This window comes from Rhizobium sp. CF122 (genome assembly GCF_000282035.1).
Lineage (GTDB): Bacteria > Pseudomonadota > Alphaproteobacteria > Rhizobiales > Rhizobiaceae > Rhizobium.
Genome location: NZ_AKKA01000087.1, coordinates 29,900 through 44,771, shown reverse-complemented (window position 1 = coordinate 44,771; position 14,872 = coordinate 29,900). Strand labels below are relative to the sequence as shown.

The following is a 14,872-nucleotide window of genomic DNA, read 5'->3' as shown; positions in this document are numbered from 1 at the left end:
CACGTGACGGCCAAACCGAGAATAGCCATCATGAAAAAGCTTACAACCTTCATCGCCGGCCTCCTGTTTACCGGTCTAATTACTGCCGTTGCCGCGGCCAATGACATCAAGGTCGGCGACATCGACATCGCCCACCCGCATGCGCGCGCCATGGTGCCGGGCGCCAAGGTCGGTGGCGGCTACCTGAAGCTGACCAACACCGGTTCGACTGACGACAAGCTGGTCAGCATCACGTCTGATCGGGCCGCGACAACCGAAGTCCATCAGATGAGCGTCAACAACGGTGTAATGACCATGCGCTCCGTTGCGGGAGGGCTCGTCATTCCGGCCGGCCAGACCGTCGAGCTGAAACCTGGCGGCTTCCACGTCATGTTCATGGGCGTGGAAAAGCCCTTCAAAGAGGGCGAGATGATCAAGGCAACCTTAACATTTGAGAAGGCGGGCTCCGTCGACGTTGAATTTGATGTTGGAAGCGCTGCGGGAGCCGGTGGCAAAGACCACCACTCCGACATGGGCGGCATGGATATGTCCAAACCGCAATAGGCTTACTACCCCTAGCGAAACCGTCGTCTGAATTTAGGAAGTAAGAACATGTCGACACTTTCCAACCTTGTCGCATTGTCCGCCGTTGCAATCCTCGGCTTTGCCGGGCAAGCCCTCGCGCATGCACACCTGACAAAAACTGTTCCTGCCGACAAGGCAACGGTCGCTGCCTCCCCTGCCGAACTCGACCTTCACTTCTCAGAAGAGCTCAACATCAAGTTCTCCGGTGTGAAAATCATCGGCCCAGACAAGGCTGTAGTGAAAATCGGCGACGCTATGTTGATGGATGAAGGCAGGACGCTGATGGTCCCTCTTGCGCAAACGCTGAGCCCGGGCGCTTACGCGGTGGAATTCCACGTCCTGTCGACGGACGGGCATAAGACCAACGGTACTTACCGCTTCACGGTCAAGCCGTGACACCAGACGCTGCGCTCATCCTGTGCCGCTTCCTGTTTGATGGCGCCGCCGTATTTCTATGGGGCGCGTCAGCTTACATCTGCTGGATCATGCCTGCAGACTTGGCGGCACAGGTGGGCCGACGGCTCCGGCATTGGTATGCTCTTGCAACCCTCTTGATCATCGGCACGACCGCGTCGCATCTCCCGCTGCAAGCGGCAACGATCGGAGACGGCTGGGCCGATGCGCTTGCGCCGCAGATGCTGAGCTCCATCCTTTCGGAAACCAGTGTCGGGCAGGCCTGGATTGCCCAGGTTGGTGCCGCCATTCTGCTGGTCGCCTCTTGCCTAGCACCAGTCCGGTTCAGATACCGCGTCCGCGCGCTCAGCGCCGGGCTGTTGCTCATCAGCCTCACGATCAGCGGTCATGCCGCGATGAATAGCGACTGGTTACGCACGATGCATCGCCTCAACCATGGCCTTCATCTCCTGTCAGGTGGCGCCTGGCTCGGCGCGCTAATACCTGTCGTCGTTATCTTGCCGATGCTCCACGACGCGCGATGGCAGCAGGATGCACGGACGGCGCTGATGCGGTTTTCGACCGCGGGCCATGTTGCGGTCGCTCTCGTCATCATGACCGGCATCATCAATACGATCCTGATCGTCGGATCTGCTCCGCTGGATTGGCAGCTCGACTATCAGTTCCTGCTCAGCATCAAGATCCTGATCGTGTTCGTATTGGTCGCGCTTGCGGTAACCAATCGCTACCTTCTTGTCCCGAGGCTCTCTCGCAACCCATCACTGCAACCGCTCAAGTGGGCGACTGGCGCCGAAATAGCCTTGGGCTTCGCCGTGCTTGGCCTTGTCTCTGTGTTTGGCACATTGCAGCCAACTTGAGGGGGTCGACATTTTGGAAGCCGACCTACGTCAAATGACGGTGTCGCTCATTTTTTCGCTTTATCCCCCTGATCCCGCGTGCCATTTTCGGCGCAACATGCACAAAGTAGGGGCCATCTATGTTTTCAAAGATTTCCAGATTTAGCGCCGCGATCGCGGCTTGCGTCTTTGCCCCATCACTCGCCTTCGCCCACACCGGTCTTGGACAAACGGTTGGTTTCGTTCACGGTTTCACCCACCCCGTCTCGGGGGTCGATCACGTCCTCGCGATGGTCCTTGTCGGCGTTCTCGCCTGGCAGCTCGGCGGCCGTGCGCTCTGGCTCGTTCCGACAACCTTCGTCTCGGTAATGGCCGTCGGCGGCGCACCAGGCATGCTGGGAATTTCGCTCCCCTTTGTCGAAGCCGGAATCGCGTTCTCCGTCATCATCCTTGGAGCCGTCGTCGCGCTTGGTATCCGCGCTCCCGTCGCCATCGCAGCAGGGGTCGTCGGCCTCTTTGCGATCTTTCACGGATACGCACACGGCTCCGAAATGCCGGCGGCGGCCGGCGGCATCGCCTATGCGGCGGGCTTCATGCTGGCGACGGCAGCGCTGCACATTGCCGGCATTGCCCTCGGTTATCTGGTCGGCAAGCAGGGCGCAATTGTCATGCGCCCGGCTGGCGGCATTGCTGCAGTGGCCGGCGTCGGCCTGCTCACGGGCCTGATTTAGCCATTGGGCTGCCCGGGCGAAGGGTCAGGCAGACCCTCAGCGCACGCCGATACCAGCCGTCAGCCCCCCATCGATGCGGTGATCCGATCCGGTAATGAACGCAGCCTTATCCGACGCGAGGAAGGCCGCGAGTGCGGCCACCTCTTCGGGCTCACCAATGCGGCCAAGTGGGTGCGCTTCGCCGAAACGTCGAAACACGGCATCGACGTCAGCTTCCTCTCCTTCGAATGTGCGCGCGGCGAGTTCCAGGATCGGCGTACGCACCGAACCGGGGCTGATCGACACGACGCGAATATTGTCTGCCGCAAAGTCGATCGCCATCGCCCGCGTCAATGCGTGGATCGCCCCCTTCGATGCGACGTAGGCCGAGACGCCGGACTGGCACGCAAAGCCTTGTACGCTCGAGATATTGATGATCGCGCCGCCGCCGCGCTTGCGCATTTCCGGTATGCCATATTCCGCTGTCAGATGGATCGAGCCGACGTTCACCGCCATGCAGCGCATGAACGTCTCAAAGGGCGTGTCCGTGGCATTGCCGTAAGGATGCACCGCCGCCGAATTGACGATGATATCGACGCCCCCAAACGCGGCGACGGCTTCGCCAACGGCGTCGGCCACGTTGGTGGGGATGGAAACATCCGCATGGATGACACGAAGGGCCAGACCCGCTGCGGCACCGATCTCCGCAAGCTCGTTGTTCGCCTTTTCATCGATGCCAAGGGACGCGACGGCGGCTCCTTCGCGCGCCAGATGCAAGGCGATCGCGCGTCCGATGCCGGTGGTCCCAGTGACGATTGCGATCTTGCCGGTGAATTCTCCCATCAGCCTCCCCCACTCTTCTCGGTAGAAATGAATTCAAGACCGGCGCTGAGATGTCGATCCATATGGTAGACAAAGGCAATCCGGTCGCGATCACGAAGGGCATGAAGAATGTCGCGGTGCTCGGCCACGACCGCCTGCAATGTCGGTCGTTGCGATTTGCCCGCAAGCATCAATCGCTGAATGACCGGCTTCAACATGCCATAAGTTTCCGACAATGTACGATTGCCGGCCGCGTCCACCAGCAGGCGGTGAAACTGGAAGTCAAGCTCGGAGGCACGCTCGGCGTTTTGCGCCGTCAGGATGGCTGCATTGACCGCTTCCATCTCGGCAAGAGCCTGGTCGGTCAGGCGTTCAGCAAGCAGATCAAACAGGTTCATTTCTGTGAGCCGCCGATATCCCTGTATGTCGCGGAAGGCGTCGACTGAAATCTCCATGGCGAAGGAGAAAAGATCGCGCATCGCGTTCTGATGCTGGTCTGTCAGGACGGCGCCGACCTTTTGCCTGGATTCGGCGACACCATAGGCCTTCAAGGTGCGGAAGGCTTCGCGCACCGTATTGCGACTGGAATCGAACATCGTGGCCAGCTCGACTTCGCTCGGCAAGACGTCGCCCACGCCGAGCCCCCGTTCGCGGATCAGAACGCGGATTTGCCGGACGACATCATCCACAGCCGAAGCGCGATTGCTTGAGTCCACAGTCAGCACCTCCGTTTTTATAAAGCCTAATATGTTGGCCTTATTTTGGCAACGGTCGGCTTTCGGCTTGCGTGAGCCCCCAAAAATGCGCTTAATTGTCCAACATTTTAGGGAGGTGTTATAATGTTGGAGAGTTGGCGCTGGTTCGGACCACAGGATCCGGTCACATTGTCCCATGCTCGTCAGGCAGGCGCGCACGGCATCGTAACCGCCCTCCACCACATCTATGACGGCCGAATTTGGACCCCGGACGACGTCGCCGAACGCATGGCGCTCGTGAAAAATGCCGGTATGGTCTGGTCGGTCTGCGAGTCCATCCCTGTCAATTCGGCTATCAAACTGCGAAGCGAAAACTGGCGCCGTTATGTCGACGCGTGGAAGCAGAGCCTTGCCAATCTCGGCAAAGGCGGCGTGCCGGTGGTCTGCTACAATTTCATGCCCGTCGTGGACTGGACGCGCACAAACCTTCTCTACCCGACCCCCGTCGGCGGCTTGGCGCTTCGCTTCGACATGATCGACTTTATTGCTTACGACGTCTTTGTTTTGAAGCGTGCTGCAGCCGAGGAAAGCTACCAGACTACGCTCGTCGAGGCGGCGCGTGAGCGGCTGGCAGGCATGCGCGAGGAGACTGTGGAAACCCTCGAACGGAATATTATTGCGGGTCTGCCCGGCGGCGAGGACAGCCACACGCGCGAAACCATTCGCACGCATATTGCCGCGTTCGACGATCTCTCGGACGACGATATGCGCAGCAATCTGGTCGAGTTTCTGAAAGAGGTCGTGCCGGTGGCGGCCGAAAACAACGTGCGCCTGGCAATTCACCCGGACGATCCGCCGTTCTCGCTGTTTGGGCTGCCGCGCGTCGTATCAAAGTCCGAGGACATCGAGACCATCCTTTCAGCAGTCAATCACACTGCCAACGGTATAACCCTTTGCGCCGGCTCCTACGGCTCACGCCACGGAAACGACGTCGTCGGTATGGCGAGCCGTTTTGCCGAGCGCATCCACTTCGCGCACCTGCGAAATGTGGCGAAGGAACCGGATGGCTCCTTCGTCGAATCCGAACACCTCGGTGGAGACGTCAACATGGTCTCGCTGATCGCGGCGCTGCGCCGGGAGGAGCGCCGCCGGGCCGCGGTCGGCAGAGCAGACAGCGTCATTCCGATGCGCCCCGACCATGGCCACCTTTTGATCGATGACCAGGCGAAGAAGGTCAATCCAGGCTATTCCTGCATCGGCCGGCTCAAAGGATTGGCGGAGCTCAGGGGCGTGATTGCCGCGGTGGACCAGCTGGACGTTCAGGCTGCGTGAGTGCACACTACCGTTCTGCCACGGCGCGCGCCTCGAGCGCATGCCTTAGCGAGCGTTGCACGATCGCGGGCGTTGTCGGCTTGCTGACGACGCTCAGCGCCCCCTGAACTCGTCCGGCGACCGCTTCCGGGTTGCCGGTCATGAAAACCACCGTCACGCCGAATTCCTCGACGAGACGCCTGCCGATTTCGGGGCCTGTCGCCCCGTCAGCCAGGTTGACATCGACAAACGCGATATCTGCCATCGGCGCCAGCCTCAGCGCTTGCTCCTTGTCGGTTGCAAGACCGATCACGTCGAGCCCCATGTCCTTGACAGTCGCTTCAAGGTCGATGGCAATGAGGAACTCATCCTCGACGATCAAGACGCTTTGGCTGGCAACCCGGTTTGTCCGTGGTTTGCTTTCGACATCGCTGTCCATGAACCGTCCCTTTTCCTGCTCTTTTCACAACACTGGTTATGCCCAACTGCATGTTGGCGAAGAGGGAACGGCGCTTGGGCCGATATGTTCCGGGTTGGATCGAAATAGTTCATGGTCAAATCACTGTTAACATTGACAAATCGTTAACAACAAGCCGCAGCGCACGTAAGATCCGATGGATTTTGCCGGGATATCAACGGTTTGTCTCAAAGGTGAAAGCGGGTTCGCTGCGGAAATTGCGCGGCGAAGGCGTGCCTTGCGCTCTGGCGGGCTCCATGAATGTCGCGCTTGAGCTCCTCGATCTTCAGTCTCAGCTCACAATCAACCCCTCGGAATGTAAGTTCACCGCCCGAGAAGCAGCAACCGCTTTCGCTTTACGGCGTGCGGCACGCTCAGCGGGATCATCGTATGAAGGAAGCGGTTCTTATCTCACGACGATCATTGATTTCGGAAGACCAAAGAACTTCTCCCAATGCAGCTCGGCGTCCGGAAAGTACCGGCGCATCTCCGTTGCTGTGAGCAGTTGTGTCGACAATACCTCGTCGAGCGTCTGGGGCTTTGGCCAGCCCCAAGTGTGCCCTAGCGGCCACCATATTGCAGCCTTGTAGCGCAAGGGTAGGGGCAAGAACTGCATTCCCGGCAACAACCAGTGAGGCTCTACCGGGAAATATCGATAGGGGGTTTGGATAAGGTACCGCGGTGCCATCTTTCTGGCGACATTGGCAAGCTTTGACCATGCGTGATGACCACCCACATGTTCGATCAGGCTGTTTGAAAATACCAAGTCAAAAGTCTGATCGGTAAGCAGGCGATCAGCTTCGCAGGCATCGCCCCGAACCGTCGTAAGTCTTCCCGCCTGTTCGTCGATGTCCAGATTGACGATTGTAACCTGAGGCGGTTGGAATGGCGCTTTGAGCCACCAGTTTCTCGTCCCGCCGAGGTCGAGGATTTTCATCCGAGGGAGATCAGGCATGAGCTTGAGCATCATTTCCCAGCGCTTCAGCCTGATACGGGCTGACAGTGATCGATCGCCATTGACGAAAAGATTACGAGCTGCTGCAACGTCCATTTTCTAGCACTCCCATCCAGAATGATGCCGAAGCTAGGGTAGCTCGCCGAAAACAGGACGTCGCCTTAGCTCATTGGATGAGTGGGGAGGATATAAACTAAGGCGGAAACACCTTCTGTGGTCTGACAGCGTAATTCTGGGCTAATGAAAACGCCCAGCGGTGGCGCGGGGGCAGTATGATCTGGCGTGCCTTGAGCGGGTCGCTCAAGCACTTGGCTCGAACTGAGCATTCCGTCGTCACTGCTAACCCTTTCTGGCACCTTCAATCAAGCAAATCAAAGGCCGGCACCTCACGCCTATGTGAGCGCGCAACGGCACCGTGCGCCCCATTCCGAAACAACGCTTTGGCCGAGTTGACAACCGGTTGTGGAGTGCGGAGAGTGCACCCCGGACCAGCGCCAGCACCTTGGGGGGACCTATGTCTGTACGCGCGTTTTTCGCCATTGCCGCCGTTGCTCTCGCATCGATCACCGCAAGCCTTCCCGCGTTCGCGGCAGACACGAGACGCGAGATCCAGACGATCCAGGACGCCGATTACTTCGGCTTCGATCTGCGGACCGAACAGAACCTTACGCTCGATCAGTGCAAGGCGTCATGCATCGGTGACAAGTCCTGCAAAGCCTTCACCTACAATCCGAAGGTGAAGTGGTGCTTCCTGAAGTCCGATTTCAAGACGATGAACGCCTTCCCGGGCGCCATCGCCGGCAAGATCGTCGAGACCACCGCCGCAAAGCAGGAGCCGGATATCGGCGCCGCCCCCCGCCTCAGCTTCCTGTCCGGCGATGTCATCCAACAGGCGCGCAACGACAAGGCCAACCTTGAAGTGGCCGACGATCAACAGGGCCAGAGCGCCGACAGCCTGATCGCCAACGGCCGCCTCGACCTGACGGCAGGCAATGTCATCGACGCTGTAAAGTCCTTCCGCAGTGCGCTCGCTCGTTCCCCCGACAACGCCGATCTCTGGCTGGAAATGGCACGCGCCGCCGACAGCTTCGCCAAGACCGACGACAACAACGGCAGCGAAATCTACGGACAGGCCGTACTGGCCGCAGTGAACGGCTATGAGTTGACGCGGACAACCTCGGGCCGTGCCGAGGCGCTTTCGGTGCTCGCCGCCGCGCTCGACAAGAACACCAATTATCGCGCCGCCCTCAACGCCTACAAGGCGAGCCTGGCACTGGTGAACTCAAGGGAGATCCAGGCCGCGTTCCTGCAGTTGAAATCGACTGAAGGCTTCCGCATTACCGAACATACAGTCGATGCAGACAGTGCCAATCCGCGCGCCTGCGCGACATTCTCCGAAACCCTGGTCAAGACCCTGGACTACACGCCCTTCGTGACATTGAACGGTGCTGCCCCCAAAGCGCTCGAAACCAAGGACAAGCAGGTTTGCGTCGAGGGGCTGACCCACGGCGAAAATTATAAGATCACCTTCCGCACCGGCCTGCCCTCTTCGGTCGACGAGGTCCTCGAGGCCCCGGTTAGCCTCGATATCTACGTCAAGGATCGCACCGCCAGTGTACGCTTCACTGGTGACAGCTTCGTCCTGCCGTCGACGGCACGACGCGGGATCCCGATCGTTTCCGTCAACATGACGTCGGCCAATCTCAAGCTCTACCGCGTCGGTGATCGTGGCATCGCACCGCTGTTGACGAGTTCGCAGTTCCTGACCCAGCTCGACGGCTACAGCGCACAGCGGATCGAAGACGAGAGCGGCGAACTGGTCTGGCAAGGCTCGATCGATGTTGCCAACGATCTCAACAAGGACGCCGTCACAAGCTTCCCGGTGGATGAGGCACTGCCCGAGCGCAAGCCCGGCGTCTATGTGTTGACAGCAACGGCACCGAACGCCCCGGACCAGGACTGGAATGCGCAGGCGACGCAATGGTTCGTCGTTTCCGATATCGGCATCACGACGTATGCGGGCACGGATGGCCTCAACGTGTTCACCCGCTCACTCGCCTCGGCAAAGCCGATCGCTGGCGTTGAGCTGCAGCTCCTGGCGAAAAACAATGAAGTGCTCGCAACCGCGACGACGGATGAGAATGGTCGGGCGACTTTCACCGCTGGTCTGATGCGTGCAACGGCCGCCCTGACGCCTGCTGTTATCACCGCCAGGAAAGGTGACGCCGACTACGTCTTCCTCGATATGACGCGCGCGGGCTTTGATCTCTCCGATCGCGGCGTCACTGGCCGTGCTTCGCCCGGCGCCATCGATATCCTGAGCTGGACAGAGCGCGGCATCTATCGCGCCGGCGAGACGGTGCATGCTGCAGCGCTTGCCCGCGACACAGATGGGAATGCCATCGAGAACCTGCCGCTGACCTTCATCATCCTGCGCCCCGATGGCGTCGAGGAGCGCCGGATTGTCAGCCAGACCAACAATGTCGGCGGCTATGCCATCAACGTGCCCGTTCAGGAAAACGCCATGCGCGGCACCTGGACGATCAACATTCACACCGACCCGAAGGGCTCGCCGATCGCGACGAAAACCTTCCTTGTCGATGACTTCGTGCCCGATCGCACGGACATGGAGATCAAGACCGAGGCGAAGGTCATCGGTCCGGAAACGCCCGCGACAATCAACATCAGCGGCAAGTATCTCTATGGCGCACCGGCTGCCGGGCTCTCGCTCGAAGGCGATGTCGTGATCAGGCCGACCCGCCAGGCAGACGCCTTCCCCGGCTACTTCTTCGGCCTCGCCGACGAGGAGGCCAGTGAAGACACACGCCAGACAATCGAAGGCCTCCCCGAGCTTGACGAGAATGGCGAGGGTATTACCGAGCTGACTGTCGGCGACCTACCGGCAACGACGCAGCTTCTCAATGCCACCGTCTATATCCGGATGCAGGAAGCCGGCGGTCGCGCCATCGAGCGTTCGCTCGTTCTTCCCGTCAAGAACCAGGGCCCGATGATCGGCGTCAAACCGGAATTCTCGGGTGACCTCGGCGAAAATTCGATCGCCAACTTCACCGTCATCGGCGTTGGCGCCGACAGCGAGAAGCAGGCGATGAGCGGTCTGCGCTGGAAGCTTTACAAGCTGAACCGCGACTACCAATGGTATCGCGACGGAACGGCCTGGAAATATGAGCCGATCTACACCGCCGAGCAGGTTGCAAACGGCAATGTCGATGCGTCTCTCGACGGAGCAAAGATATCCTCTCCCGTTGCTTGGGGGCGCTACCGCCTCGAAGTCGAAAGCACTGAGACCGACGGCCCTGCTTCAAGTGTGGAATTCGATGCAGGATGGTTCGTCCAGGCAACATCGACGGAGACGCCTGATGGGCTTGAGATCGCGCTGGATAAGGACAGCTACAAGATCGGTGAGACAGCCAAGCTGAAGGTCTCGTCGCGCTATGCGGGCGAATTGATGATCGCAGCCGGCACGGAAAATCTCGTCGCCGTCCAGAACGCGTCAATTGGCGAGAATGGCGGCGAGGTCGATATTCCGGTCACCTCAAATTGGGGTGCCGGCGTTTACGTTACCGCCACTTTGTTCCGCCCCGGCGACGCCCAGGACAGCCACATGCCGATGCGTGCCATTGGCGTGAAATGGCTGAAGGTCGACCCGGCAGAGCGTGCGTTGCGCGTTGCGATCGACGCACCGGAAAAGATGCTGCCGCGCGCACCGCTGCCGATCACCCTTGCCGTGGCCGGTGCGGGCGCCAACGAGGACGCTTATGTGACCGTTGCTGCTGTCGACGTTGGGATTCTCAATCTGACGCGATACGAGCCGCCGAACCCCGAAGACTGGTATTTCGGCCAACGCCAGCTCGGTCTCGAGATCCGCGACCTCTACGGACGGCTGATCGACGGCTCGCTCGGCGCCACCGGTAAGCTCAGGACGGGTGGTGACGGAGGTGCCGTAGCACTTCAGGGGAGCCCGCCGACGCAAAAGCTGGTTGCCTTCTTCTCCGGCCCCGTGAAACTTGATGCCGAGGGCAAGGCGAATGTCAGCTTCGACATTCCGCAGTTTAACGGCACAGCTCGCGTGATGGCAGTTGCCTGGTCCAAGGCCGGCGTTGGCCATGCGACGAAGGATGTCATCATTCGCGATCCGGTCGTCGTAACGGCTAGCCTGCCGCGCTTCCTCGCACCCGGAGATAGGTCCGAGCTTCGCCTCGATATTGCCAATACCGACGCGCCAGCAGGCGACTTTAAACTGACCGTTGCCGGCAACGACGCGGTGGGCGTTGACGAGGCTTTGCAGACGATCCATCTCGAGGCCGGTGCCAAGTCAGCCCTGACACTCGCCGTCACCGGCAAGCAGCCGGGCAATGGCAGCGTTTCGATCAATCTCTCTGATGCAGCGGACCTGTCGCTGGATCAGACGGTGGACGTCACCGTGCGACCAGCTGTTCTGCCGATGACCGAACGCCGCGTGCTGGCGCTCAATCCATCCACCAAGCTGACAGTCGACAAGGCGTTGTTGGCAGACAGCGTGCTGCCAGGCGCCTCCGTCAGCATCGGCGTCACGCGTTCGGCCGCCTTCGACATTCCCGCTCTGCTGATGTCGCTCGACCGCTACCCATTCGGCTGCGCCGAGCAGACGACGAGCCGTGCCCTGCCGCTGCTTTATCTGAGCGAACTTGCCAAGCAGACCGGCCTTGAAGATGACGCCGATGTCAAGAAACGCGTTCAGGACGCAATCTACCGGGTCCTTTCGTATCAAGCCTCGGCCGGAAGCTTTGGCCTCTGGGGGCCTGATAGCGGCGATCTCTGGCTCGATTCCTATGTCACCGATTTCCTGACGCGCGCGCGCGAACAGAAATATGACGTGCCGGATCGCGCTTTTGTGCAGGCGCTGGAGAACCTTCAGAACGCGCTGAGCTATGACGTCAATGTCAAGGATCAGGGCGACCAGATCGCCTATGCACTTTATGTTCTCGCCCGCAACAAGAAAGCCGCAATCAGCGATCTTCGCTACTATGCCGATACGATGATCAACGATTTCCCCACGCCACTTGCCAAGGCTCATATCGCCGCGGCGCTGGCGCTTTATGGCGACGCAACCCGCTCGAAGAACATCTTCGTCGACGCCTTGCAGATGTCGGAGCAGTCGATGGTTACGCGCGTCAATCTTTCGAGAACGGACTATGGCTCGATCCTGCGGGACGGCGCCGCAATCCTTGCTCTCGCGGCCGAAAGCCGGCCCGTCCCGCCCGTGGTGCCGGAACTCGCGAAGGCTGTCGCCAAGGAATGGAACCGCAGCAAATATACGAGCACCCAGGAACAGGCCTGGATGCTGCTTGCCGCGCGTGCCATCCAGGGCGGCGACGATTCGATCAAGATCGACGTCAACGGCGCTCTGCACAACGGCGCCTATATGGCGAAGATGACCGGGGACGTCTTGATGGGCAACGCACTCACGCTCACCAACCAGACCGGCGAGCCCCTCTCGGCTGTCGTCACGACGGTGGCCGCTCCCGTCGCGCCGCCGCCTGCAGGCGGCGATGGCTTTGCCATCGAGCGCACCTACTACACGATGGATGGCGAGCAGGCGAATGTCACCGAGGCGAAGCAGAACGAACGCTATGTTGTCGTCCTGCACATCACGGAAAGCAACAGCTGGCCGTCACGCATCGTCGTCACGGATCTGCTGCCGGCCGGCTTCCAGATCGACAATCCAAGCCTTGTTGACAGCGCCCAACTGACGAACTTCGACTGGATCGGCGAGGTGACCGCCGCCCATACGGAATTCCGCAACGACCGTTTCGTGGCCGCGTTCAACCGCTCTGCGGACGACAATCGCGAAATCAACGTCGCCTATGTCGTACGCGCAGTCACGCCCGGCACCTATGATCATCCCGCAGCCGTCGTCGAGGACATGTATCGGCCGCAGCTTTCTGCGCGTACGGCGACCGGCAAGATGGAGGTCACCGCAGCGCCAAAATGAGAGCGAAGAAGAAGCTCGCGATCGGAAGCGTCGCCGGCATCCTCCTTGCCGGCGTCGGGCTGGTCTTGCTCGATGCCGCCGACCGGGCCTATCCCCCGCCACTCGACAGGGCAGACACGGTCTCTGCGGAAGTGCTCGACGCGGATGGTCAATTGCTGCGCGCCTTCGCAACCCCCGAAGGTCTCTGGCGTCTGAAGACCACGTCGGCCGATGTCGATCCGCAATTCCTCAAGATGCTTGTCGCCTACGAAGACCGGCGGTTCTACACCCATGCCGGTGTCGATGTGCAGGCAATCGGACGCGCCGCGGTACAACTCGTCACCAATGGCCGCATCGTCTCTGGCGCATCGACCCTATCGATGCAGGTCGCCCGGCTCATCGAGCCACGCCAGGGCCGCTCGCTGTCGGCGAAGCTTCTCCAGATGGCCCGTGCCATCCAGATTGAGAGACGCCTGTCCAAGGAGCAGATCCTCGATCTCTATCTGACGCATGCGCCCTATGGCGGCAATCTCGAGGGCGTACGGGCGGCAAGCCTTGCCTATTTCGGGAAAGAACCACGGCGGTTGACGGTCGCCGAAGCCGCCCTCCTTGTGGCGCTGCCGCAGTTGCCGGAAAAGCGTCGCCCGGACCGTAACTTGGCGGCCGCCGAGGCAGCACGCAAACGTGTCCTGGAACGTGTCGCCGTCGCCGAGGCCGTCGGTGAGGGCGAGGCGGCGCGCGCCGAAATCGTGCCGGTGCCGTCTCAACGCCTGCAGCTTCCGGCGCTCGCACCGCATGTGGCCGAAGCAGCACGCCGCAGGGATCCGAAGACACGCCAATACCAGACCACCCTGAAGAAGCAGGTGCAGGCAGGATTGGAAGCCGTTGCGAGCGCCTCCGCCCTGAAACTCGGCCCGAAGCTGTCGATCGCCATGGTTATGGCCGATGCACAGACGGGCGACATTGTCGGCGAGGTTGGCTCGGCCGACTACTTCGACGCCAGCCGTTCGGGCTGGATCGACATGACACGCGCCAGCCGCTCACCGGGTTCCACGCTGAAACCGTTCATCTATGGCCTCGCGTTCGAAGAAGGTCTCGTAAGCCAGGAAACGATCATCGAGGACCGACCGGCTGATTTTTTTGGCTACCGCCCGCGAAATTTCGACATGAGCTATCAGGGCGATGTCACGGTGCGCGAAGCGCTGCAATTGTCCCTCAATGTCCCGGCGGTAAAGCTGCTCGACGCCGTCAATCCGGCAAAGCTGCTCATCCGCTTTCGCCATGCCGAGGTGCGTCCGCTATTGCCCCCGAACGAAACACCCGGCCTGGCAATCGGTCTCGGTGGCCTCGGCGTCACGCTGAAGGATCTGGTCCAGCTCTACACCGCGCTCGCCAATCGCGGCCAGCCTGTGCGCATCGGCGATGGCGTCAACGACCGGCCTGGCAAGATAGATGGCGAGGGCATGCTTGATCCGGTGGCCGTCTGGAATGTCGCCGATATCCTCTCGGGCGTCCTTCCGCCGGCCGGCGCGCCAAAACGGGGGATCGCCTACAAGACGGGGACCAGCTACGGCTATCGCGACGCCTGGTCCGTCGGTTATGATGGACGCTACGTGCTCGGGGTCTGGGTCGGCCGCCCCGACAATGGCGCCGTGCCGGGATTAACGGGCTACGGCACCGCGGCCCCCATCCTCTTTGAAGGCTTTGCAAAATCAGGGATCGCGACGACGCCCCTCCCCCGTCCGCCATTGGGAGCAATGCGGATCGCCCAGGCCGAGCTGCCGATCAGCCAACGTCGCTTCGCCATCAATCTAAGTGGCCTGTTGGCAACCTCCGGCCGCGAACCGGCGCCGCAGATCGTCTATCCGCCCGAGGGTGCGCATGTCGATCTTGGGGCAAAGAGCGGCGATCTCTCGCCCCTGACGCTGAAACTGCAGGGCGGACGAGCCCCCTTCCGTTGGCTCGCCAACGGCAAGCCTTTGCCCGATATCTCCCGCCGTCGCACCAATCAGTGGATGCCAGATGGCGGCGGCTACTCAAAGCTCACCGTGATTGACGCAATGGGCCGGGCAGCAAGCGTCGGCGTCTTTGTCGATTAACCGACAAACTCGACTGTCGGGGTTAGGTGACTACATCC

Annotated in this window: 11 protein-coding genes; 7 read left to right on the top strand and 4 right to left on the bottom strand. The window is 60.7% G+C overall.

Going from position 1 to position 14,872, the window contains the following annotated elements:
• Positions 1-30: 30 nt before the first annotated feature.
• From PMI09_RS22545 to PMI09_RS22530, 4 genes are all read left to right on the top strand, one after another.
• Positions 31-543, top strand: coding sequence for a copper chaperone PCu(A)C (locus PMI09_RS22545; RefSeq protein ID WP_007799882.1), 513 nt, complete (start codon positions 31-33; stop codon positions 541-543).
• Positions 544-591: 48 nt separating this feature from the next.
• Positions 592-960, top strand: a complete 369-nt coding sequence (gene copC / locus PMI09_RS22540) for a copper homeostasis periplasmic binding protein CopC (protein ID WP_007799880.1) — start codon at positions 592-594, stop codon at positions 958-960.
• Positions 957-1,835, top strand: a complete 879-nt coding sequence (gene copD, locus PMI09_RS22535) for a copper homeostasis membrane protein CopD (RefSeq protein WP_007799878.1) — start codon at positions 957-959, stop codon at positions 1,833-1,835. The genes copC and copD overlap by 4 nt, the downstream gene beginning before the upstream one ends.
• 119 nt (positions 1,836-1,954) lie before the next feature.
• Entirely contained in the window at positions 1,955-2,545 is a 591-nt protein-coding gene (locus PMI09_RS22530; protein WP_007799876.1) for a HupE/UreJ family protein, read from the top strand.
• A gap of 36 nt (positions 2,546-2,581) precedes the next feature.
• Here PMI09_RS22530 and PMI09_RS22525 read toward each other — a convergent pair whose 3' ends face one another.
• Positions 2,582-3,367 (bottom strand): SDR family NAD(P)-dependent oxidoreductase, encoded by a 786-nt coding sequence (locus PMI09_RS22525; RefSeq protein WP_007799874.1) that lies wholly within the window; start codon positions 3,365-3,367, stop codon positions 2,582-2,584.
• Positions 3,367-4,062 (bottom strand): FadR/GntR family transcriptional regulator, encoded by a 696-nt coding sequence (locus PMI09_RS22520; RefSeq protein ID WP_007799872.1) that lies wholly within the window; start codon positions 4,060-4,062, stop codon positions 3,367-3,369. The genes PMI09_RS22525 and PMI09_RS22520 overlap by 1 nt, the downstream gene beginning before the upstream one ends.
• Positions 4,063-4,185: 123 nt before the next feature.
• Between PMI09_RS22520 and uxuA the strand changes: the two genes are divergently transcribed.
• On the top strand, positions 4,186-5,373 hold the full coding sequence (gene uxuA / locus PMI09_RS22515) for a mannonate dehydratase (protein ID WP_007799870.1): 1,188 nt from the start codon (positions 4,186-4,188) through the stop codon (positions 5,371-5,373).
• A 7-nt stretch (positions 5,374-5,380) separates the two neighbouring features.
• Here the strand turns inward: uxuA and PMI09_RS22510 are convergent, their stop codons facing one another.
• Positions 5,381-5,791 (bottom strand): response regulator, encoded by a 411-nt coding sequence (locus PMI09_RS22510; protein WP_007799868.1) that lies wholly within the window; start codon positions 5,789-5,791, stop codon positions 5,381-5,383.
• Between the two features lie 424 nt (positions 5,792-6,215).
• Complete coding sequence (locus tag PMI09_RS22505; protein ID WP_007799864.1) at positions 6,216-6,860, bottom strand: SAM-dependent methyltransferase; 645 nt, start codon at positions 6,858-6,860, stop codon at positions 6,216-6,218.
• A gap of 418 nt (positions 6,861-7,278) precedes the next feature.
• Between PMI09_RS22505 and PMI09_RS22500 the strand changes: the two genes are divergently transcribed.
• Entirely contained in the window at positions 7,279-12,756 is a 5,478-nt protein-coding gene (locus PMI09_RS22500) for an alpha-2-macroglobulin family protein (RefSeq protein ID WP_007799862.1), read from the top strand.
• Positions 12,753-14,834, top strand: coding sequence for a penicillin-binding protein 1C (pbpC, locus tag PMI09_RS22495; RefSeq protein ID WP_007799860.1), 2,082 nt, complete (start codon positions 12,753-12,755; stop codon positions 14,832-14,834). The genes PMI09_RS22500 and pbpC overlap by 4 nt, the downstream gene beginning before the upstream one ends.
• Positions 14,835-14,872 lie beyond the last annotated feature (38 nt).

Bases quoted from the DNA above. Each gene is read 5' to 3' on its own strand.
- PMI09_RS22500 (WP_007799862.1), top strand. From the start codon at position 7,279: ATGTCTGTACGCGCGTTTTTCGCCATTGCCGCCGTTGCTCTCGCATCG.
- copC (WP_007799880.1), top strand. From the start codon at position 592: ATGTCGACACTTTCCAACCTTGTCGCATTGTCCGCCGTTGCAATCCTC.
- pbpC (WP_007799860.1), top strand. From the start codon at position 12,753: ATGAGAGCGAAGAAGAAGCTCGCGATCGGAAGCGTCGCCGGCATCCTC.
- uxuA (WP_007799870.1), top strand. From the start codon at position 4,186: ATGTTGGAGAGTTGGCGCTGGTTCGGACCACAGGATCCGGTCACATTG.
- PMI09_RS22505 (WP_007799864.1), bottom strand. From the start codon at position 6,860: ATGGACGTTGCAGCAGCTCGTAATCTTTTCGTCAATGGCGATCGATCA.
- PMI09_RS22510 (WP_007799868.1), bottom strand. From the start codon at position 5,791: ATGGACAGCGATGTCGAAAGCAAACCACGGACAAACCGGGTTGCCAGC.
- PMI09_RS22545 (WP_007799882.1), top strand. From the start codon at position 31: ATGAAAAAGCTTACAACCTTCATCGCCGGCCTCCTGTTTACCGGTCTA.
- PMI09_RS22530 (WP_007799876.1), top strand. From the start codon at position 1,955: ATGTTTTCAAAGATTTCCAGATTTAGCGCCGCGATCGCGGCTTGCGTC.
- PMI09_RS22525 (WP_007799874.1), bottom strand. From the start codon at position 3,367: ATGGGAGAATTCACCGGCAAGATCGCAATCGTCACTGGGACCACCGGC.